This is a genomic window from Rhizobium sp. ERR 942, assembly GCF_007828395.1.
GTDB lineage: Bacteria > Pseudomonadota > Alphaproteobacteria > Rhizobiales > Rhizobiaceae > Rhizobium > Rhizobium dioscoreae.
The window spans coordinates 312,364-333,283 of sequence record NZ_VIUA01000003.1 but is presented as its reverse complement, the minus strand read 5'-3'; the positions used below and the strand labels follow the sequence as shown (position 1 = coordinate 333,283).

21 protein-coding genes are annotated in these 20,920 nt (G+C 59.8%); 9 read left to right on the top strand and 12 right to left on the bottom strand.

Annotation, left to right across the window (positions count from 1 at the left end):
• The first annotated feature begins 151 nt into the window (after nucleotides 1-151).
• Genes FBZ97_RS14275 through rsmA form a run of 3 tightly spaced genes read left to right on the top strand, consistent with a single transcriptional unit; the run spans nucleotide 152 to nucleotide 2,898 of the window.
• The gene (locus FBZ97_RS14275) at nucleotides 152-1,039 is read left to right on the top strand and encodes a peptidylprolyl isomerase (RefSeq protein WP_229002101.1); all 888 of its coding nucleotides are present in this window, start codon (nucleotides 152-154) and stop codon (nucleotides 1,037-1,039) included.
• 6 nt (nucleotides 1,040-1,045) lie between these two features.
• Nucleotides 1,046-2,071, top strand: coding sequence for a 4-hydroxythreonine-4-phosphate dehydrogenase PdxA (gene pdxA, locus FBZ97_RS14270; protein ID WP_145320553.1), 1,026 nt, complete (start codon nucleotides 1,046-1,048; stop codon nucleotides 2,069-2,071).
• The gene (gene rsmA, locus FBZ97_RS14265) at nucleotides 2,071-2,898 is read left to right on the top strand and encodes a 16S rRNA (adenine(1518)-N(6)/adenine(1519)-N(6))-dimethyltransferase RsmA (protein WP_145320555.1); all 828 of its coding nucleotides are present in this window, start codon (nucleotides 2,071-2,073) and stop codon (nucleotides 2,896-2,898) included. Before pdxA ends, rsmA begins: the two co-directional genes overlap by 1 nt.
• A gap of 6 nt (nucleotides 2,899-2,904) precedes the next feature.
• Here the strand turns inward: rsmA and gmk are convergent, their stop codons facing one another.
• The 7 genes from gmk to fabD form a co-directional block, all read right to left on the bottom strand.
• Nucleotides 2,905-3,567 (bottom strand): guanylate kinase, encoded by a 663-nt coding sequence (gmk, locus tag FBZ97_RS14260; RefSeq protein WP_145320557.1) that lies wholly within the window; start codon nucleotides 3,565-3,567, stop codon nucleotides 2,905-2,907.
• Nucleotides 3,568-3,570: 3 nt separating this feature from the next.
• Complete coding sequence (locus FBZ97_RS14255) at nucleotides 3,571-4,458, bottom strand: YicC/YloC family endoribonuclease (protein ID WP_069616192.1); 888 nt, start codon at nucleotides 4,456-4,458, stop codon at nucleotides 3,571-3,573.
• A gap of 110 nt (nucleotides 4,459-4,568) precedes the next feature.
• Nucleotides 4,569-5,783, bottom strand: a complete 1,215-nt coding sequence (gene mltG, locus FBZ97_RS14250; protein WP_113329084.1) for an endolytic transglycosylase MltG — start codon at nucleotides 5,781-5,783, stop codon at nucleotides 4,569-4,571.
• A 213-nt stretch (nucleotides 5,784-5,996) separates the two neighbouring features.
• A complete protein-coding gene (gene fabF / locus FBZ97_RS14245) occupies nucleotides 5,997-7,259 on the bottom strand; it encodes a beta-ketoacyl-ACP synthase II (protein WP_145320559.1) in 1,263 nt (420 codons plus the stop codon).
• A gap of 114 nt (nucleotides 7,260-7,373) precedes the next feature.
• Complete coding sequence (locus tag FBZ97_RS14240) at nucleotides 7,374-7,610, bottom strand: acyl carrier protein (RefSeq protein WP_004122114.1); 237 nt, start codon at nucleotides 7,608-7,610, stop codon at nucleotides 7,374-7,376.
• 286 nt (nucleotides 7,611-7,896) lie between these two features.
• Nucleotides 7,897-8,634 carry a 3-oxoacyl-[acyl-carrier-protein] reductase gene (gene fabG / locus FBZ97_RS14235; protein WP_092710547.1) on the bottom strand — a complete coding sequence of 246 codons (738 nt, stop codon included), beginning with the start codon at nucleotides 8,632-8,634 and terminating at the stop codon, nucleotides 7,897-7,899.
• A 25-nt stretch (nucleotides 8,635-8,659) separates the two neighbouring features.
• The gene (gene fabD / locus FBZ97_RS14230; protein ID WP_113329086.1) at nucleotides 8,660-9,604 is read right to left on the bottom strand and encodes an ACP S-malonyltransferase; all 945 of its coding nucleotides are present in this window, start codon (nucleotides 9,602-9,604) and stop codon (nucleotides 8,660-8,662) included.
• A 194-nt stretch (nucleotides 9,605-9,798) separates the two neighbouring features.
• On the opposite strand from fabD, the gene FBZ97_RS14225 reads away from it, so the two are divergent.
• Nucleotides 9,799-10,842, top strand: a complete 1,044-nt coding sequence (locus tag FBZ97_RS14225; RefSeq protein WP_113390087.1) for an aldo/keto reductase — start codon at nucleotides 9,799-9,801, stop codon at nucleotides 10,840-10,842.
• Nucleotides 10,843-10,890: 48 nt separating this feature from the next.
• Here FBZ97_RS14225 and FBZ97_RS14220 read toward each other — a convergent pair whose 3' ends face one another.
• Together FBZ97_RS14220 and FBZ97_RS14215 are read right to left on the bottom strand one after the other, a co-directional pair.
• Nucleotides 10,891-12,099: a hypothetical protein gene (locus FBZ97_RS14220; RefSeq protein WP_145320561.1), complete on the bottom strand. Its 1,209-nt coding sequence runs from the start codon at nucleotides 12,097-12,099 to the stop codon at nucleotides 10,891-10,893.
• 128 nt (nucleotides 12,100-12,227) lie between these two features.
• A complete protein-coding gene (locus tag FBZ97_RS14215) occupies nucleotides 12,228-12,974 on the bottom strand; it encodes a phosphoglycerate mutase family protein (protein ID WP_145320563.1) in 747 nt (248 codons plus the stop codon).
• 390 nt (nucleotides 12,975-13,364) lie between these two features.
• Here FBZ97_RS14215 and rpsF point away from each other — a divergent pair, with 390 nt between their 5' ends.
• From rpsF to rplI, 4 genes are all read left to right on the top strand, one after another.
• On the top strand, nucleotides 13,365-13,811 hold the full coding sequence (rpsF, locus tag FBZ97_RS14210; protein WP_069616186.1) for a 30S ribosomal protein S6: 447 nt from the start codon (nucleotides 13,365-13,367) through the stop codon (nucleotides 13,809-13,811).
• A 13-nt stretch (nucleotides 13,812-13,824) separates the two neighbouring features.
• Complete coding sequence (rpsR, locus tag FBZ97_RS14205; RefSeq protein ID WP_004122103.1) at nucleotides 13,825-14,073, top strand: 30S ribosomal protein S18; 249 nt, start codon at nucleotides 13,825-13,827, stop codon at nucleotides 14,071-14,073.
• Between the two features lie 165 nt (nucleotides 14,074-14,238).
• Complete coding sequence (locus tag FBZ97_RS14200; RefSeq protein ID WP_145320565.1) at nucleotides 14,239-15,216, top strand: DUF2232 domain-containing protein; 978 nt, start codon at nucleotides 14,239-14,241, stop codon at nucleotides 15,214-15,216.
• Between the two features lie 19 nt (nucleotides 15,217-15,235).
• Entirely contained in the window at nucleotides 15,236-15,814 is a 579-nt protein-coding gene (gene rplI / locus FBZ97_RS14195; protein ID WP_069616184.1) for a 50S ribosomal protein L9, read from the top strand.
• Nucleotides 15,815-15,910: 96 nt separating this feature from the next.
• On the opposite strand, the gene FBZ97_RS14190 is transcribed toward rplI, so the two are convergent.
• From FBZ97_RS14190 to FBZ97_RS14180, 3 genes are read right to left on the bottom strand one after another with little or no spacing between them, the layout of a single operon-like run.
• On the bottom strand, nucleotides 15,911-16,978 hold the full coding sequence (locus FBZ97_RS14190; RefSeq protein ID WP_113351692.1) for an HlyD family secretion protein: 1,068 nt from the start codon (nucleotides 16,976-16,978) through the stop codon (nucleotides 15,911-15,913).
• A 17-nt stretch (nucleotides 16,979-16,995) separates the two neighbouring features.
• Nucleotides 16,996-18,642, bottom strand: a complete 1,647-nt coding sequence (locus tag FBZ97_RS14185; protein WP_145320567.1) for an MFS transporter — start codon at nucleotides 18,640-18,642, stop codon at nucleotides 16,996-16,998.
• An 8-nt stretch (nucleotides 18,643-18,650) separates the two neighbouring features.
• On the bottom strand, nucleotides 18,651-19,094 hold the full coding sequence (locus FBZ97_RS14180; RefSeq protein WP_092710521.1) for a MarR family transcriptional regulator: 444 nt from the start codon (nucleotides 19,092-19,094) through the stop codon (nucleotides 18,651-18,653).
• A gap of 329 nt (nucleotides 19,095-19,423) precedes the next feature.
• On the opposite strand from FBZ97_RS14180, the gene FBZ97_RS14175 reads away from it, so the two are divergent.
• On the top strand, nucleotides 19,424-20,920 hold the full coding sequence (locus FBZ97_RS14175) for a replicative DNA helicase (protein ID WP_145320569.1): 1,497 nt from the start codon (nucleotides 19,424-19,426) through the stop codon (nucleotides 20,918-20,920).

Here is a 20,920-nt window from a genome sequence, read left to right as displayed (position 1 = left end):
TGTAGACATGTGGCGCGAAGTTGCCGTATTGCGCCGACAGACGCACCAAAACGGCGCCATGCTGGCAGGAAATACCTTTGGGAAGGGGTAATTGATGTTTTCTGGAAAGACACCGATGCGCGCTCTGTTGTTCGGAGCCGCGGCCTTGGTTATGGCGAGCTTCGCCGTGCCGAGCAGCGATGTTGCTTTCGCAGCAAGCGAAGTGAAAGTCCTCGTCAATAGCCAGGTAATCACATCCGGCGACATAGCCAGGCGCGTCGCCTTCCTCAAATTGCAGCGCCAGAAAGGCGATCTGAACAAGCTTGCCAAAGAGCAGCTTGTTGACGAAACGCTGAAGCGCGCGGAGATCTCCCGCCTGCGCATGTCCGTTTCGACGACGGACGTCGATGCCGCCTTCGGCCGTTTCGCCTCCAGCAACAAGATGACACCGGCACAGCTTAGCCAGATTCTCGAAAAGGCCGGCGTCGGCGTCGATCACTTCAAATCCTATATCGCCGTTTCCATGAGCTGGCCGCGGGTCGTCAATGCACGTTTCGGCGCAAGAAGCCGCATGTCGAACGACGATCTCGTGACGCGCATGACGGAAAACAAGACGAAGCCGGTCACGACGGAATATTTCCTGAAGCAGATCGTCTTCGTCGTTCCGGCTGCGAAGCGGAACGCCATTTTGAATCAGCGCAAGGCGGAAGCCGAAGCATCGCGGTCGAAGTTCCCGGGCTGCGACCAGGCAAAGGTTTTCGCCGCGACCATGCGTGATGTCTCCGTCCAGGACCTTGGCCGCGTCCTTGCACCAGAAGTTCCGGAAATGTGGAAGCCGCTCCTGGAGAAGGCATCCGGCAACACGACCACGCCGATCGTAACCGATCGCGGCGTCGAATATGTCGCCATTTGCTCGCAACGTCAGGTGAATGATGACGTCGCCGCCGCTGCCGTGTTCCGTGCCGAGGATATCGGTAAGGACAAGGCAACGGGTGTGAGCGCCAATGACAAGAAGTATATGGATGAGCTGCGCTCCAAGGCGCAGATCGTCTATCGCTGATTGACGATGCCACCGCGCTCCTCCCTCCCCCTCGCGCTCACGCAGGGGGATCCGGCTGGCATAGGTCCCGACATCACCCTCGCCGCCTGGCTTCACCGCCGCGAGCTGGATCTGCCGCCCTTCCTGTTTCTTGGCGATACCGCCGTGCTTGAGGCGCGAGCTTCTCAGCTCGGCCTGACCGTACCGCTTGCGACTGCCGATCCGGCGAATGCCTGCAATATCTTTCCCGATGCGCTGCCGATCCTGCCGATCGACGCTGGCATGGATATCATCGCCGGCGAGCCGCATGTGGCGACCGCAAAAGGTACGATTGCCGCCATCGAAACGGCCGTTTCCCTCAGCATGAGCGGCCGGACATCCGCAGTCGTCACCAATCCGATCGCCAAATCGGTGCTCTATGACGCCGGTTTCGGCTTTCCCGGCCATACGGAATTCCTGGCGGATCTTGCAACGCGCGCCACTGGAAAGCCGGTCATGCCGGTCATGTTGCTTGCCGGTCCCAAGCTTCGCGCGATCCCAGTCACCATCCATATTCCGCTGAAGGAGGTGCCTGAAACGTTGACCTCCGATCTGATCGCCGAAACCTGCCGGATTACCGATCACGACCTCCGCGTCCGTTTCGGCATCTCCAAGCCGCGTCTTGCCGTTGCCGGTCTCAATCCGCATGCGGGAGAGAATGGCGCGCTCGGCAAGGAAGACGACGAAATCGTACGGCCTGCGATCGACAGGCTCCGCTCCGAGGGCATCGACGCATTCGGGCCCCTGCCCGCCGACACCATGTTCCATGACGACGCCCGTCGACGTTACGATGTAGCCATCTGCATGTATCACGATCAGGCATTGATCCCGGCCAAAGCGCTCGGCTTCGACGATTCCGTCAATGTCACGCTCGGCTTACCTTTTGTCCGCACGTCTCCGGATCACGGCACGGCTTTCGGCATCGCCGGTAAAGGTATTGCCAAGGAAGACAGCCTTGTCGCTGCGCTGAAGCTGGCCAGCGAAATCAGCAGCACGACCGGAAACAACCCCTGATGGCCGCTCTCGATGGCTTGCCGCCCCTTCGCGATGTAATCCAACGCCACGGCCTCGATGCGCGCAAGGCGCTTGGCCAGAACTTCCTTCTCGACCTCAATCTGACCCAGAAGGTCGCGCGCGCAGCCGGATCACTTGAGGGCGTCACCGTTTTCGAGGTCGGGCCTGGGCCGGGCGGACTGACGCGCGCCATCCTGGCGCTCGGTGCGGCCAAGGTCATCGCCGTCGAGCGCGATGCGCGCTGTCTGCCGGCGTTGGCCGAAATTGCCGATCACTATCCGGGCCGACTAGAGGTGATCGAAGGCGATGCGCTGAAGACGGATTTTGCCTCCCTTGCCCCGCAAGGGCCGGTGAAGATCATCGCCAACCTGCCCTATAATGTCGGGACGCAGCTTTTGGTGAACTGGCTTCTGCCGGCGCAATGGCCACCCTTCTGGCAATCCCTGACCCTGATGTTCCAGAAGGAAGTCGGCCAGCGGATCGTGGCGCAGGAAGATGACGATCATTATGGCCGGCTCGGCGTGCTCTGCGGCTGGCGGACAGAGGCCCGCATGGCTTTCGACGTGCCGCCACAGGCCTTCACGCCGCCGCCCAAGGTGACCTCGACCGTGGTGCATCTGACGCCGAGGAAAAACCCTATTCCTTGCGCCGTCGACAAGCTGGAGAAGGTAACCCAGGCCGCCTTCGGCCAGCGCCGCAAGATGCTGCGACAGAGCCTCAAGCCGCTTGGCGGCGAAGCCCTGCTGCTAAAGGCCGATATCGACCCGCAGCGCCGCGCCGAAACGCTTTCGGTAGAAGAATTCTGTCGGCTGGCAAACTGCCTGTAACCAGCTTTATAGCTTCGGCGTCTCTTCCAGCAGACCGCGGACGAAATCGAACATGCCATGCCGACGGTCGCGACGCAGGCGCTCGGCCTTGACGATCGACTGAACCGCGTCGAAAGCAATGTTCAGATCGTCATTGACGATAACATAGTCGTATTCGCGCCAGTGAGCGATCTCGGCCCTGGAATTGGCGAGGCGCATGGCGATGACCTCTTCGGAATCCTCAGCACGGCGATGCAGGCGCGATTGTAGCTCCGTCATGGTCGGCGGCAGCACGAAGATGGAGACGACGTCAGCGGGCATCTTCTCCTGCAACTGCTGGGCGCCTTGCCAGTCGATATCGAAGAGCATGTCGCGGCCTTCCGACATCGCCGTCTCGACGGGCTCGCGCGGCGTGCCATAGAAATTGCCGTGTACCTCCGCCCATTCGAGCAGGGAGTCGGAATCGCGAAGGCGCTCGAATTCGCGCTGCGAGACGAAATGGTAGTGCACGCCCTCGATTTCGCTCGGCCTGCGCTGCCGCGTCGTGACGCTGACGGAGAGGCTCACCTGCTTGTCCTTGTCGAGCAGTGTGCGCGCGATCGTCGACTTGCCGGCTCCTGAGGGAGAGGAGATGGCAAGCATCAACCCCCGGCGGGCGATCGGAATGGATGTGGATGTCGCCGGCTTCATGGCCTACTCCAAATTCTGAACCTGTTCGCGGAACTGGTCGATGACTACCTTCAGCTCGATGCCGGCGGCAGTCACGGCCGCTGCATTCGATTTCGAACAGATGGTATTCGATTCCCGGTTAAATTCCTGTGCAAGAAAATCGAGCTTGCGGCCGACAGGGCCGCCCTTGGAGATCAGATCGCGCGCCGCGGCCACGTGGGCCTTCAGGCGATCGATCTCCTCCCGCAAATCGGCCTTGGTGGCGAGAAGGGCAGCTTCGGCATGGAGCCGGTCACGGTCAAGGCCCGACGAGCCGTCCAGAAGCATCGAAACCTGCGTCGCCAGTCTCGCAGCAATTTCCTGCGGGGAACGGGACGGATCGCGCTCGACCGTTGATGTCAGCGCCTCGATCGTCGCGACATGACCGAGCAGAACCTTGCCGAGTGCATCGCCTTCCTGCCGGCGCATGTCGCGGAGATCGGCGAGTGCCGCCTCGAGGCCGGCCATGATATCTGCGTCGCGCGCGGCGACGGCGTCCTCGTCTTCCTCGGCTTCCTTGAATTCCACCAGGCCGCGCACAGCCATCAGGCTTTCCAGGCGCAGCGGAGCGGGATCCACGATGCCGGCCAGCTGATCGCGTAGCGCCAGGACCGCCGTCAGCGCATCCTGGTTCACGACGACCTCGATACGGCTTTCTTCCACCGAGAGCGACAGGCTGACCTGAAGATTGCCGCGGGAGAGCCGATCCGCGATCGACTTGCGAACGTCAGTTTCGAGGCGCTCCAGGCCCGGCGGCAAGCGCAGGCGGATATCCAAGCCCTTCCCGTTCACGGAGCGTAGTTCCCATGCCCAGCGGCCACGACCACTCGTTCCCTCACGCCGGGCAAAGCCGGTCATGGACTGCAACGCCATGCAAGCCTCCGATAGTTCCTATCCCCAATCCATCGAAAATCTTCGGATTACGGGCCAATGTAAAGTGAATCCACGCCGGGCACTCTATGCAGACCACGGCGCGGCGAGGATTAGTTGGTCTTCTTCTTCTGCTGCGTGCCCGAACCGGGGGCTACGGCAGCATCGTCGGGCTGACCATCAACGGCAATGGCGCTGGGATCTTCGCCCTTCTCGGCAACCAGCTTGCGCCAGCGCCTGACATTGGCATTGTGCTCGTCCAGCGTTGCGGCGAAGACATGTCCACCGGTGCCGTCCGCCACGAAATAGAGGTCCTGCGTCTTCCAGGGGTTGGCGACGGCCTCCAGAGCATCCTTGCCCGGATTTGCGATCGGCGTCGGCGGCAAGCCCTTGATGAGGTAGGTATTATAAGGCGTGTCCTTCTTCAGGTCGGACTGGTAGATGGGGCGATCGGACGGCTTTCCTTCACCACCGAAGAGGCCATAGATGACCGTCGGGTCGGACTGCAGGCGCATACCCTTGCCCAACCGGTTCAGGAAGACGGAAGCGACATGGGCGCGTTCGTCCGCCACACCGGTTTCCTTCTCCACCATGGAAGCCAGCGTGATGAAATCCTGCTTGCTCGCCAGCTGGACGCTGGAATCGCGCTTCTCCCAAATCTGATCGACCAGTTTGGCCTGTGCCGCCGCCATCTGCTGAACGATTTCGGTGCGCTTGGTACCGCGCGTGAACTTATAGGTGTCCGGTCTCAGACTGCCTTCCGGCGGCAGGGCCGACGGCAGATCGCCCTCCAGCACAACATCGGCCTGCAGCTTGTTGAACATCTGCCGCACCGTAAGCCCTTCCGGCAAAGTAACCGAATAGAGGATCGACTTGCCGGACTTCAGCAGCTCCATGATGTCCTTCATGGAAGCGCCGGCCTTGATCTCGTATTCGCCGGCGCGAAGCGTTTCACCATCATGCAGATAGGTGGCCGTCAACCAGCGGAAGATGCGCTGATCGGTGATGATGTTATTGGATTCCAGGCGGTTAGCGATCTCGCTGAGGCCAGCACCATTGCGCACGATGAAATTGGTGTTGGTCGTCAGAGGACCGGGACCCTGATAGATCGAAAACGCGTAATACGCGCCGCCGATGGCGGCAACGGCGACGAAAACCGCAAGCGTCATCAGGAAGTTCAGGAAGATGACCATCTGGCTGCGGGCCTTGCGCGAACGCTTCGGCGGATCCGGAACACGCTCCGGACGCAGGGCTTCATTCGCCGATTTCGGGATAATCGGTCCTTTCTGCCCGTTCGGAGTTCCGTTGCTCTGGTTCGTATCGCTCACCGGCAATCCCTTCCTTTTTGTGATTGCCTGCTCTTTGGCCAAGCAATGCGGCAAAAAGCAGGTTCAGAAGATAAGGCGGAGCTCGAGGCTCCGACTTCGACCGATCAGGCGTTCCCGCACCACATTTCCGAGAAAGACGAAGGCGCAGCAACAATCAAGGATGCGGGCGAGATTGCCACAAGGCACCCTCATCCCAACAGTTACGCGTTGTTATTAAGCCTCATAACGGCGCAGGACAAGCGACGCATTCGTGCCGCCGAAGCCGAAGGAGTTCGACAGCGCGACGTTGATTTCGCGCTTGCGGGCCTTGTGCGGAACGAGATCGATGGCGGTCTCGCGCTCCGGATTGTCCAGATTGAGCGTCGGCGGGGCGACGTTGTCACGAATGGCGAGGGTCGCAAAGATCGCTTCGATGGCACCGGCAGCGCCAAGAAGATGACCGGTTGCCGACTTGGTGGACGACATGGAAATCTTCGACGCGGCATTGCCGACCAGCCGTTCGACAGCGCCGAGTTCGATCGTATCGGCCATCGTCGATGTGCCATGGGCATTGATGTAGTCGATATCGGCAGGCGTCAGGCCCGCGCGCTTCAGCGCAGATGTCATGCAGCGGAAAGCGCCTTCGCCGTCCTCGGACGGAGCAGTGATATGATGGGCGTCGCCCGAGAGGCCGTAGCCGACGACTTCTGCGTAGATCTTGGCGCCGCGCGCCTTGGCGTGTTCCAGTTCTTCGAGAACGACGATGCCGGCGCCCTCGCCCATGACGAAGCCGTCACGGTCGCGGTCATAGGGGCGCGAGGCCTTTTGCGGCGTATCGTTGAAGTCTGTCGACAGCGCCTTGCAGGCAGCAAAGCCTGCAAGCGAAATGCGGCAGACCGGAGCTTCGGCACCGCCTGCTACCATGACGTCGGCATCGCCGAGCATGATAAGACGGGCGGCATCGCCGATCGCGTGCGCACCGGTCGAACATGCGGTAACGACCGCATGGTTCGGTCCGCGCAGCTTGTGGCGGATCGAGACCTGACCGGAGACGAGATTGATGAGACGACCGGGGATGAAGAAAGGCGAAATACGGCGCGGACCCTTGTCGCGCAGCGTGTAGCCAGCCTCGACGATGCCTTCGAGGCCGCCGATGCCGGAACCGATCATGACGCCCGTCGCGATCTGATCCTCATCCGTGGCCGGGTGCCAATTCGCATCGGCCAGCGCCATGTCGGCGGCCGCCATGCCGTAGATGATGAAGGGATCGACCTTGCGCTGCTCCTTCGGCTCCATCCAATCGTCTGCGTTGAACGTGCCGTCGGTGCCGTCGCCGACAGGGATGCGGCAGGCAATCTTTGCCGCGAGATCATCGACCTCAAATTCGGTCACGAGGCGGGCGCCGTTGTGCCCAGCGAGCAAACGCGTCCAGGACACCTCCGTGCCACAGCCCAAAGGTGATACCATGCCGGTACCCGTGATAACGACACGTCTCATCGCCCGCAGACCCCCGTCTTTTTATGATGATATGCGTATAAGCTTGCTTCGTCCGACGTCGCCGGACGAAATAGGGCGGACTCTTCAGCCCGCCCCGTCAAAAAGCGCGAAAGATTAGGCCTGAGCCTTCTCAATGAACTTTACCGCGTCGCCGACCGTCAGGATCGAGTCAGCAGCGTCGTCCGGAATTTCAACGCCGAATTCTTCTTCGAAGGCCATGACCAGTTCGACGGTGTCGAGCGAGTCCGCACCCAGATCGTCGATGAAGCTTGCGCTTTCAACAACCTTGTCGGCGTCAACGCCAAGATGATCAACAACAATTTTCTTTACGCGTTCTGCGATATCGCTCATGTCGGTTTCCTCGACCTTATATCCTGATGAGAATGCCTTGTGACATCCCTACCCTAATTCAAACCTGCAGCATCTGTTCCGACGCCGCTGGCAAACCCGTTCAACCCGGCATTGAGATCCGGTCCAGCGCCTTGAATGTGGCCCAGTCCGCCTGAATTTTCCGGACGACTGTTCACAGTCATGGCCCGCTTAACACGGTTTAAGTCCGTCGCAAAGCCAGAAAATAGCCGGCTCCGGGTTGCTCAACATGCTATTGGCGGGAAAGTTCCCCCCAACAGCAATTCCTTTAGATCATTGCCATGCCACCGTTGACATGGATCGTCTGCCCCGTGACATAGCTCGCCTCCGAGGAAGCGAGATAAGCAACGGCAGAAGCGACTTCCTGACCCGTGCCCATACGCTTCATGGGGATCGCCCCCATGATGGCTTCTTTCTGCTTGTCGTTCAGCTTGCCCGTCATCGCGCTTTCGATGAAGCCGGGGGCAACGCAGTTGACCGTGACGTTTCGCGTTGCGATTTCCTGCGCCAGCGACTTGGTGAAGCCGATCATGCCCGCCTTGGAGGCGCAGTAGTTGGCCTGGCCCGGATTACCCGTCACGCCGACGACGGAGGTGATGTTGATGATGCGGCCGTAGCGGCGGCGCATCATCGGATGGGTCAACTCCCGCGTCAGGCGGAAGACGGCGGTCAGATTGACTTCCAGCACGGCGTCCCAGTCCTCGTCGCTCATGCGCACGAAGAGGCCGTCCTTGGTGATGCCGGCATTGTTGACCAGGATATCGACGCCGCCGAGCTCCTCTTCCGCCTTGGCGCCGAGCGCCTTGACTTCGTCGCGGTCCGACAGGTTGGCCGGAAAGATCTTGACGCGATCGCCGAGCTCGGAGGCCAGCGCCTCCAGCTTTTCGACGCGCGTGCCGTGCAGGCCGACGATGGCGCCCTGCTTGTGCAGGAGCCGGGCAATTTCTTCACCGATGCCGCCGGATGCGCCGGTTACCAGGGCCTTGCGGCCGGTCAAATCAAGCATGTGCGTCCCTCGTTCCTTGAATATATCAGCCGAGCAATGCGGCAAGCGCCGTATCTATATCAGCAGCATTGTTGACGGCGATGCCGTTGACCGACTTGTCGATGCGGCGGGCAAGACCCGTCAGCACCTTGCCGGCGCCAATTTCATACAATGTTGTCACATTGTTGGCGGCAAACCATTCCACCGTCTCACGCCAGCGCACCTGGCCGGTAACCTGCTCGACCAGCAACCGCGCAATCTCATCAGCATCGGTAACCGGAGCCGCCTTCACATTAGCGATAACAGGCACGACCGGGTTGGCCTTGGCGACGCCGGCGAGCGCCTCGCGCATGGCGTCGGCAGCCGGAGCCATCAACGCAGAATGGAACGGTGCGGAGACGGGCAAGAGGATGGCGCGCTTAGCGCCCTTGGCGGTCGCAAGTTCCGCTGCCTTTTCGACCGGGGCTTTCTCGCCGGAGATAACGATCTGGCCGCCACCATTGTCATTGGCGATCTGGCAGGCGCCGAGTGCAGAAGCCTCCTCGCAAACGGCGACGACATCGGCATGTTCAAGGCCGATGATCGCGGCCATGGCGCCGACGCCGACGGGAACTGCCGCCTGCATGGCGTTGCCGCGGATGCGCAGCAGCCGCGCCGTATCGGCAAGCGAGAAGGTGCCGGCGGCACAGAGCGCGGAGTATTCGCCGAGCGAGTGACCGGCAACATAAGAGACCTTGCTCTTCAGATCGAGGCCGCGAGCCTGCAGCACGCGGATGACTGCGAGCGAGACGGCCATCAGCGCAGGCTGCGCATTGGCCGTCAGCGTCAGCTTGTCTTCCGGGCCGTTGAAGATGACGTCGGAAAGCTTTTCACCGAGCGCTTCATCGACTTCCTCGAAGACGGCGCGCGCCTCGGCGAAATTGTCGGCAAGATCCTTGCCCATGCCGACGGCTTGGCTGCCCTGGCCGGGAAATGTGAAAGCAACAGTCATTATAAAGCGTCCTTTTGGGGGTCGTTTTGCTTCCCAATGACATTGTTTGCAGCGGAGTCAATAGTGCAAGCCCCGCAGCCACAGGCTTTTGCACCCGCGAAGCGCAATGATTTTTTTCTTGCGCTCGCTCAGATCGGGCCTAAATTTGCGCGACCTCATTCATTTTGACCTTCTCCCATCCCCAAGGTTTTCCCATGAAATATAAGAGATTAGGCCGTACCGATATTTCCGTTTCGCAGATTTGCCTAGGCACGATGACGTGGGGCACGCAGAACAGCGAGGCCGAAGCGCACGAACAGATGGATTATGCTGTCCAGAAGGGCATTAATTTCTTCGATACCGCCGAAATGTATCCGACGACGCCTGTGGGGCCGGAGACTCAGGGCCGCACCGAGGAATATATCGGCACCTGGTTCGAGAAGACCGGCAAGCGTAAGGATGTCGTGCTCGCCACCAAAGTCGCCGGTCCGGGTCGCGAATATCTGCGCGGCGGGCAAGGTCCGGACGCCGCCAATATCAATGCGGCTGTCGACGCCAGCCTGAAGCGGCTGAAGACCGACTATATCGACCTCTATCAGGTTCACTGGCCGAACCGCGGCCATTTCCATTTCCGTCAGAATTGGCGCTACAATCCCTTCAACCAGGATCGCGAGAAGGCTATCGCCGATATCACCGAGATCCTGGAGACGATGGGTGAGCTGGTGAAGGCCGGCAAGATCCGCGCCGTCGGCCTCTCCAACGAGACGACCTGGGGTATCCAGAAATATCTGACGATTGCCGAGCAGAAGGGTCTGCCGCGCGTCGCCACCACGCAGAACGAATACAACCTCCTCTACCGCCATTTCGACCTCGATCTGGCGGAGCTCTCGCATCACGAAGATGTCGGCCTGCTCGCTTATTCGCCGCTCGCCGGCGGCATCCTCACCGGCAAATATGTCGGTGGTGCTCGTCCGGCCGGCTCGCGCGGCTCGATCAATCTTGATATCGGGGGCCGCCTGCAGCCGCTGCAGGAGCCGCCGGTTAAGGCCTATCTCGAGATCGCCGCCAAATACGGTATTGACCCGTCGAAACTGGCGCTGGCCTACTGCCTCACCAAGCCCTTCATGACGTCCGTCATCATCGGCGCGACGACGATGGCGCAGCTTGAGACCGACGTGGCCGCCGCTTATGTGACGCTACCCGAGGAGGCACTGGCCGAGATCGAGCAGGTGCACCGGAAATATCCGATGCCTATGTGAGAAGCCTGTCGATAGGATTCAAAAGGATAAACGGGCAAGTTTGCCCGTTTATTCGGCCGTTACAGCGGAAGCACTGCAGCAGATTTCGCGAACGTAGTCGTTGCCATGAGTGATGATGGCGTTGAGAGGAATTTTTTTACTCCCTATCAGGTGTTGATATACCAGCGGAGCGATATTTTTGTCGTAGACGTCCTTAATGGTAAGGGCATACCGCCCCTGCGCGGTCAAATGGACCGCCATAGGAGGGTTTGCCCCCTTGGCCAACTGTATGGCTGTCGTCAACGAGGGATCGACGAATATTTGGATGTATTGTTTGCCAAAGCGATTTTCTTCGAACTCGCGCACCCACACCGACGTCTGAAGCATATAGCCGGATTTCTTGCCGATCGACACACGATACCAATCGCCGATGCTCTTTTTGATCGTCAATTCGCTCCCATTCGGGAAAGTCGCAATCGTCTTGGCGCTCATGTTCCGGCTGGTCTTGAGCAGGGCCGCTCCTGCGTCGTCTTGAACAATGCCGTTTCTCGGGATTGGAACTTGCAGAAGCGGCGACTCCTCGTTCAGTGGCTGAGTTGCCTTACGCGCTTCAGCACTCGCTGCCGGAGCATTGTTAGACGACGACTTTGCTGCGAACTCCTGAATCTCCTGGTATGACACGGTCGTCACTCGAAACTGTGTCATTTCGCTCGATGACAGATAACGAATATCGTTGCTGTCATATTTGAGCGTGAGCTGCAGCAAGCCCGGGTCAATGCCCATTTCGTTCATATAGGCAATCACGTCAGCTGTCTGCCGTTGGACGGCTGCTACGGCAGTCTCGACATCCATTCCTTTTGTATCGCTGACCGAAGACTTGTGAACGCCGATCGAGCCCGGTTCGGCAAACCGGCCCACTCCGCCAAGAAAGGACAAGGAACAAGCCGAGGAGCATTCGGCGCTTCTTACAGCGAGAGTGCTGAGCCCCAGAGATCTTATCAGCCGGCCAAGTTCCAATGCCTTGGATACATTGCCGCCGCCGCTGTCGAAGCCGACGTAGATAGCGTGGCTGGAAACAGCCTTATCGCGGAATAAGCTCAAATCATCATCGGCTTCGAAGCTGCCAATTACGGTGATATAGGTAATTCCATCATCCGCAGTCCGAACGTCGTAGCTCAACCGAGCCGCAGCATCTTGCGCAAGAAGGGCGAAGCCCAGAGCAAAACCCAGCAAAGCAAAGCTTTTCTTCACAGCCCACCCCCATTGCAGCCAAGCCATGAATTCCACAGCTCCGGCCGTTTCACAAGCCATGATTGCAAACACGCATTCGAAAGATTCGGCCTTGCCGATGAAATTAAAGCAGGCTCACATGGCAGCGGGAAAAAGCCATGCTTACGGCAAGCGGCCTATTGCTTTGTCTTCGGCGCAATCGCCAATTCGGAACCATAAGCCGCCTTCAATTCCTCCTGCCCCTTCACACGGTCCACGGACTTATGAAGCAGGATCGAGCGATAGCCTTCCGAACTCCGCCCCTCGATCAAGGTGACATCGGCGTTTCCTGGATTGTCCGAGCGCTCGAACCAATCGACGGGGTGATGCAGGAAATTCATCTCGAAGGCTCGGTTGGTGACGCCGTGGCCGACGATGATGACATTGTTCTTTCCGTTTTCGGCGTCGTGCATGACGGTCTGCAGGAACAGACGGACACGCTGGGCGACATCGGCGCGGCTCTCGCCGTCCGGCGGCCGTGCGTAGAACTTGCCGTTATTGTTGCGCAACCGTGCCCATTTCTCGAACTCGTCGGGAAATTTTCGCTTCTGTTCGGCATGGTCATAGATTTCGGTGAAGAGGCCGAAGTCCTGCTCACGCAGGAGATAATCCTCTCTGATATCTCCGAAGAGTTCGGCAGGCAGAACCTCCAGCAGGGCATCCTTGCTCTGCCGCGTCCTCAGGAAGGGCGAATACCAGACGCTCAGCTTGCGCAGTTCGGCTGATGGCAATGCCTTGAGATAGGCTGATATCGCCTGCCCTGCTTCCAGCACCTGCCGATACCCCCATTCCGTCAAGGGCACATTATGATCGCCGAACTGCCGATAGGCCCGGTCGTCGATATTGCCGAGGGATTCGCCGTGCCGAACGAGAAAGATGCGCATGAACCGTCCCTGTTGCTGCAATTCGTATTCCATCATATGGGAGAGCGCGGCGGGTGCAACGCTGCGGCGGATGGGAGCTCGCGATTTGGCCCAAGCACCGACGCCGCTCACGGGCAAAACGGCATAATTTCGCCCCTACCCTTGCCTTTCGACGAAAAATCCGTATAAGCCGCCCTGTTCGCAACCCGGTCTTCTGGCTGGTGGCTGAACGGAGGGCCGGTTTCCGATAAGGGAATCGTTCGGAACGGAAGCGTTCCAGCCTCCCGTGTCTCCGCTCTCGACCGTCTCGGAAACGCTTTTCTTGCTTGGGTTTACCCTCTCAGGAGCAGTCGTTGAGGCTTAGCCGCCGAATATCGGGTTCAGACCAACGCAAGAAAGGCAAAGCTATCCATGGCTCTTTACGAACATGTATTCCTTGCCCGGCAGGATATTTCCGCTCAGCAGGTCGACGCCCTCGTAGAACAGTACAAGGGTGTCATCGAAGCTCACGGCGGTAAAGTCGGGCGTATCGAGAACTGGGGCCTCAAGTCCCTCACCTACCGCATCAAGAAGAACCGCAAGGCTCACTACGCCCTGATGGACATCGATGCTCCGGCCGCTGCGATCCAGGAAATGGAACGCCAGATGCGCATCAGCGAAGACGTCCTGCGTTACATGACGATCGCTGTCGAACAGCACGAAGACGGCCCGTCGGCCATGATGCAGAAGCGCGACCGCGACGACCGTCCGCGCCGCGATGGCGACCGTCCGGAGCGCAGCTTCGGCGATCGTGGTCCGCGCCCCGATCGTGGTGACCGCGAAGACCGTCCGCGCCGCCCGCGCGAAGACCGCGTATAAGGAGATTTGAGAAATGTCTGAAGTTTCTTCCGCACCGGTCCGCCGTCCGTTCCATCGCCGCCGCAAGACCTGCCCGTTCTCGGGCGCCAATGCGCCGCGCATCGACTACAAGGACGTTCGTCTCCTGCAGCGCTACATTTCCGAGCGCGGCAAGATCGTTCCGTCCCGCATCACGGCCGTTTCTCAGAAGAAGCAGCGCGAACTCGCCCAGGCGATCAAGCGCGCCCGTTTCCTCGGCCTGCTGCCCTACGTCGTCGCTTAATAGCGCCTGACGCAGAATGAATTAGAGGGAAGGCAGCGATGCCTTCCCTTCTCCCTTTCGCGATGGGCGCGGATCGGAACCTTGAAACCCCATGTTGGGGATAAGCTTTCAGGCCCGTGTGGCGAAAGCATCCTCTAACTGCTCGATACGAAGCAGGACAGCGACGTGAAAAAGTTGACCGCAAAAGAGCTTGGCATCGGCGCGCTCGCCGGTCTGACCGCCGCCCTACTCGTGTATGGCGCGACGGTACAGCCATTGCTGTTCATCCTGTTCGGCGCACTTTCCGCTCTCCCGATCCTGATCGTCGGCCTCGGCTGGGGTAACATGGCCGTCATCGTTGCCGTCGTGGTCGCCGGCATCGTCGGAACCGTTACGCAGTCGGTCTATTTCGGGCTCTTCGTCGTTCTCCTGACGCTGATCCCCGCATGGCTCAGCCATCTCGCCAATCTGGCGCGTCCCGCCTCCGAACTCGGAGGCCCGGATAATCTGATGGCCTGGTATCCGCTCTCCGACATCATGCTGCACCTGTGCGGTCTCGCCGCAATCGTCATCATCGTCGCCGGCGCGGTCATGGGCTACGGTGCCGATCTAGTGGGACAGGTCGTCGACGCCTACATGGCCGCCGTAAACCAGCAGTCTCCCGATCTTCAGCTCAATCCGGCTGCGATCGCGAAGATGAAGTCGCTGATGCTCTACATGATCCCGATCGCCTGGGGTATGATCTGGGTCATGATGCTGCTGGCCGCCTATTACGTGGCGACACGCATCGTTGCGGCTTCGAGCCATAATCTGCGCCCGCGCGACGATATCCCCTCGTCGCTGCGCATGAATCGCAATGCGATCTTCGTCTTTCTCGTGGCGATCGTCGCTATCTTCTTTGGCGGAGTTCTGGCTCTCATCGCCGCCGCCGTGCTCGGCGCCTTCGGCGCTGGCTTCATCGTTTCCGGCTTTGCTTCGCTGCACTACCGGACGCGGGGCAAGGACTGGCGCCTGCCGGTTCTGATCCTCTGCTACCTGGTATGCTTCTTTGTGACGCTGCCGCTCTTCATCGTTCTCGTTCTCGGTCTTTACGATACCCGCAAGGCGATATCGCTGACCCCGAACAAGAATGCCGACACACCCAAACAAGACACGAAAATCTGACATCGAAAGGAACAAGAAAATGGAAGTCATTCTTCTCGAACGCATCTCCAAGCTCGGCCAGATGGGCGAAACCGTCAAGGTTCGCGACGGCTTTGCCCGTAACTACCTGCTGCCGCTCGGCAAGGCACTGCGCGCCAATGCCGCCAACAAGGCTCGTTTCGAAGCCGAGCGTGCAACGCTCGAAGCCCGCAACCTCGAGCGCAAGAGCGAAGCCCAGAAGGTTGCCGACGTTCTCGCCGGCAAGTCCTTCATCGTCGTTCGCTCGGCTGGCGAAACCGGCCAGCTCTACGGTTCGGTCGCTGCCCGTGATGTCGTCGAAATCCTCGCCGCCGAAGGCTTCAACGTCGGCCGCAGCCAGGTTCACATGAACACGCCGATCAAGGCCATCGGCCTGCACAACGTCACGATCGGCCTTCACGCCGAAGTCGAAATCACGATCGAACTCAACGTTGCACGCTCCGCTGAAGAAGCCGAGCGTCAGGCCAAGGGCGAAACCCTCACCTCCGCCGACGCCATCTACGGCGTTGACGAAGACGCCCTGCGTCCGGAAGACTTCTTCGATCCGGAAGCTGACCGCGACGGCGACGAAGAAGCTTGATCTTCAAGCCTTTTTCGTAATTTCTAATGCAAGAAAGCCTGGGTCCTCCGACCCAGGCTTTCCTGTTTTCTGACAGAAGATGGAGCGAACGCCAGGTCAGTCGTTATCCTTGATTTCCGGCAACGGAGCCGAATCCTTGTCGATCGAAACGACGACGGACATACCGGGCGCCAACTGGTCCGCCAGAGGCTGCCCATCCTCGATCTTGATCCTGACGCCGAGACGCTGGGCGACCTTGGTGAAATTGCCCGTGGCATTATCGGGTTTGATGACCGCAAATTCCGAGCCAGCGGCCGGGGAGAAGCGCTGGATGCGGCCCTTGATCTCGCGATGTCCGAGCGCATCCACGGAGATCGTGGCGGGCTGATCGAGCTTCATGCCATCAAGCTGCGTTTCCTTGAAATTGGCGATGACCCAGACGTCCTTCGGAACGAGGTTCATCAGCTGCGTGCCGGGCGTCACATATTGGCCAAGACGCACGCCGATCTCGCCGACGCGGCCGTCCTGCGGCGCCCTGATGGTCGTATTGTCGAGATCGATATCGGCAAGCTGCACGGCCGCTTCTGCGCCGCTGACACCGGCTTCCAGCGAAGCGCGGTTGACGATGATCGTCGTCAGGTTCTGCTGGGAGACATCGAGAGCGGCCTTTGCCTGATTGACCGATGCCTGCGCCTGCTGCAGTGTCGCCTGCGCCTGCTCGGAATCGCTTGTCGTCGAGACGCCTCTGGAGACGAGTGTCGTGACGCGATCGAAGGCAAGCTGGGCACGCTTCAGCGCTGCATTGGCGCTGTCGATCTGCGCCTGGCTGGAGACGATGCCGGCCTTGGCGGCCTGCTCCTGCTGCTGCGAATTGGCAAGCGCGGCCTTCTGTCCGTCCAGCGTCGCGTGGGCCTGCGCCACCTTCTGCTTGTAGATGCGGTTATCGATCTGGGCGAGCACATCGCCCTCCTTGACGAGCTTGTAGTCCTTGATCGGCACGTCGGTGATATAGCCGCTGACCTGCGGGCTGATGGTCGTGACATAGCCTTTGACATAGGCGTCGTCCGTGGTTTCGACCGCGGTCTTGAACGGCGGTAGATGCCAGGCGTAGAGCACCAGCATGACGCCGCCGACACCGGCGAGAACGGCGATGACTTCGATTGGGGAGCGAACGAGCCTCGACATGGAGCTATTTCATATCCTCATGGGTTGGATGTCGCGACCTCTACCCGATCGCCAGCGAAGCGAGCCCTGACGACGCGGAAGAGAACATGGATTGAGAGGCCGGCAAGTGACAGGAAGGCGATTACGGCGGCAGTGAAGAAGGCATCTCCATAGGCAAGCATATTGGCTTCGCGGCTGACCTGTGCGCCGAGCAGCGCCAGCCCCTCCCCCTTCAGCAGCGCGCTATCCCCAATCACCTTGCCATAGGAGGATGAAAGCTGGCTGACGCGTGTGGCCACATGCGGATCCGTCAGCAGCACGCGCTCAGTCAGGACGGCCGAATGGAACTTCTCGCGAATGGTGATCAGCGTGCCGTAGAAGGCCGAGCCGATAAGGCCGCCGATGCTTTGCGTGAAGGTGAAGACGACGAAGAAGGTCACCAGATAGGGCGGGCCTTTGGATATAGCCTCCTTGAAGCCTGCCGACATGGATGGCGGCAAGAAGAGCGCCGCGCCGGCCGCCACCAGGGCCTGGCTGAGATACATCTGCTCGGGGCGGGTCAGGTTCGTCACCTGCGAATCCATCAGCGAGCCCACCCCCATCAGAATAAGCGCGACGAACTGGATCTGCCACGTGTAGCCATAGCTCATGAACACGGTGCAGATGAGGCCGCCGATGATCGAGAAGGCGAGGATAATCCAATAGAGCAAGGCAAGCTGGTCATAGAGCAGGCCGACCGCATTCTGATAGAAGGTCATGATGACGGAGGTCTGCTCGGCGGCAATGATGCGGAAGACCAGGAGGATCGCCGTCAGATGCAGAATTTCCGGCCGAAGCAGCCAGCGAACGTCGATCAAAGGCGTCGACCGTCTCAGTTCGACGACGATGGCAACGGTCAGGGATGCGACGGCAATAGCCAGAATGACGCCGAGCCATGGCACCTCCAGCCACCAGTAGAGGCGCCCGACCGACAAGGCGACGGCAAGACAGCCGAAACCGACCGCGACAAGAAGATAGCTGAAGATATCGCCCAGCACGATAACCTTGACACGCGGCGGCGGCGTCAGCGGCAGCAGATAGATGATCGGCATGACGAGGAGCGCCAATGCCATTTCAAGCGTATAGAGGCCGCGCCATTCGCCATAATCGAGTAGCGAGGGCGATACGAGACGGGTGATGGGAGCGGCAAGCAGCGTGTTCATCATCGCCAGGCTGACGCCGATCGTCATCTTCTTGGCAGGCTCGAAGGCCTCCAGCATATAAAGAAAGCCGAGCGTCGAGAGTGGCGCACCGGCAATCCCGCTCAGGAAGCGGACGACGATCGCAGAATGCAGGTCGGAAACGAAAAGATTGAGCAGCGAGGCGAGCACGAAGCCAAGAATGCTGACCTCGGCGAAATTGCGCACGCCATATTGAAGGCGGATCTTCACCAGCGCGATGGCGAGGCTGACATTAGGTGCCATATAGGCAGCAGAAAGCCATGCCGACTCTGTGGTGGTCGCCGCGATGGTTCCCTGAATTTGCGTAAGGTTGGCGAAGGCGAGATTGAGACCGAGGCCCTGCGTCAGGAAGAACATGACGGACGCCGCAATATAGAGCGGCACTTTCCAGCCCGGCATAGGCGGTGGAGCGGGTGGGACGGCGTTGGCTTCCGCATTGGCGACCGGGCCCGGATCCCCGCTCATGCACTACCTCATGATTTGCCGATATTCTGAAGATTGGCAGTCATGGCACGGATAACTTTCAGCGCCATGCCGACATCCTCGTCCGAAATCCCCTCCAAGATATCCGCACGCACACCGGTGGCAAGAGCCTCGACCTCGGCGGCAACGACTTTTCCTGATTCCGTCATGAAGATCTGCTTGGCGCGGCGATCGGATACGGCGGCGCGGCGCTCAATGAAATTCTGCGCCTCCATGGCATCGAGGATGCGCACGAGCGTCGGCGTTTCCAGCTCCAGCTCGTCGGCAAGCTCCCTCTGGTTTATTCCGTCCCGGCGGGAGAGTTTGCGAAAAACCCTCGCGCGGGAAAGGGTCATGCCGTGCTCTCGAACGAGAGCGTCGAAAGCCGCCCTCAGCTTGCGATTGAACGCGGAGAGGTCGTCGAAGAGTTCTTGTCTTGATGGCGCACCTGGCATTATTGCAACTTTATACTATTAGCATCCTACCCTAATTTAAGGGGAATACCCGGATTTTCCCAGTTTTTCAAGCAGGATAGCCGCAACAGTTGATGCGCGCAGCGAAAGACCAGCTAAAATGTTCCCCACAGATAGTTTGCATAAGTGATTCGTGTGTCGATCTTTGCGTTGCAAAGTGGCCACAAGGGATTTTTTACGTGGCGGAAACTTGTCCCTGTGGACGAGTGGAACAACGTTGATAGGTCGGTATGGCCATCCGTTTGCACGGTTGACCATGACATCGGAACATCGCAAACCAGACGACACCCTAAAGCATGAAGAGATGGAAAATGAACGAAGCTGCGCGCAAGCTTGCCGCCATTGCTCCCGCCGACCAGCATTATCGCGAAGCGCCCAATAACATTGAGGCGGAACAGGCTCTGCTCGGTGCCATCCTCGTCAACAACGATGCCTATTATCGCGTCTCCGATTTCCTGAAGCCGATCCATCTCTACGAGCCGCTGCACCGGAAGATCTTCGAAGTCGCCGGTGATATCATCCGCATGGGCAAGACCGCCAATCCTGTGACCATCAAGAGCTTCGTGCCGGCTGACGAGAAGGTCGGCGACATGACGGTCGCGCAATATCTCGCGCGCCTCGCCGTCGAGGCCGTGTCGATCATCAACGCTGAAGATTACGGCCGCGCCATCTATGACCTGGCGCTGCGCCGTGCGCTGATCACCATCGGCGAGGACATGGTCAACATCGCCTATGACGCGCCGCTCGACATGCCGCCGCAGGCGCAGATCGAGGATACGGAGCGCCGGCTGTTCGAGCTTGCCGAGAATGGCCGCTACGACGGCGGCTTCCAGTCGTTCAACGACGCCGTGGCACTGGCGATCGACATGGCGGCTGTTGCCAAGGAGCGTGACGGCGGCCTCTCCGGCATCTCCACGGGCATCCACTCGCTTGATAGCAAGATGGGCGGCCTGCAGCGCTCCGACTTGATCATCCTTGCCGGCCGTCCCGGCATGGGCAAAACCTCGCTTGCCACCAACATCGCCTATAATATCGCCGCCGCCTACGAGGGCGAAGTGCAGCCTGATGGCTCGATGAAGGCAAAGAACGGCGGCGTTGTGGGCTTCTACTCGCTGGAAATGTCGTCGGAGCAGCTCGCCACCCGTATCATCTCCGAGCAGACGGAAGTCTCCTCCTCGAAGATCCGCCGCGGCGACATCAACGATGCCGATTTCGAAAAGCTGGTGGCCTGCTCGATGATGATGCAGAAGGTGCCGCTTTATATCGACCAGACGGGTGGTATTTCCATCGCCCAACTCGCCGCTCGCGCCCGCCGCCTCAAACGCCAGCGCGGCCTCGACGTTCTGGTCGTCGACTACGTGCAGCTCATGACCGGTTCGAAGAAGTCGGGCGAAAACCGCGTTCAGGAAATCACCGAGATCACCACTGGCCTGAAGGCGCTCGGCAAGGAGCTCAACGTTCCGATCGTGGCACTCTCCCAGCTCTCGCGTGCGGTCGAAAGCCGCGACGACAAGCGGCCGCAGCTTTCGGACCTTCGCGAATCCGGCTCGATCGAGCAGGACGCCGACGTGGTGCTCTTTGTGTTCCGCGAGGAATATTATGTGAAGAACCAGGAGCCGCGCGATCCGAACGATCCGAAATATGCGGAATGGGAAGCGCTGTTCGACCGCGTGAAGGGCACGGCCGATGTCATCATCGCCAAGCAGCGTCACGGACCGACGGGCACGGTGAAGCTCGCCTTCCAGTCGGAATTCACCCGATTTGCCGACCTCGCCGACCCGTCTTTCACGCAGTACGAAGAACATTGA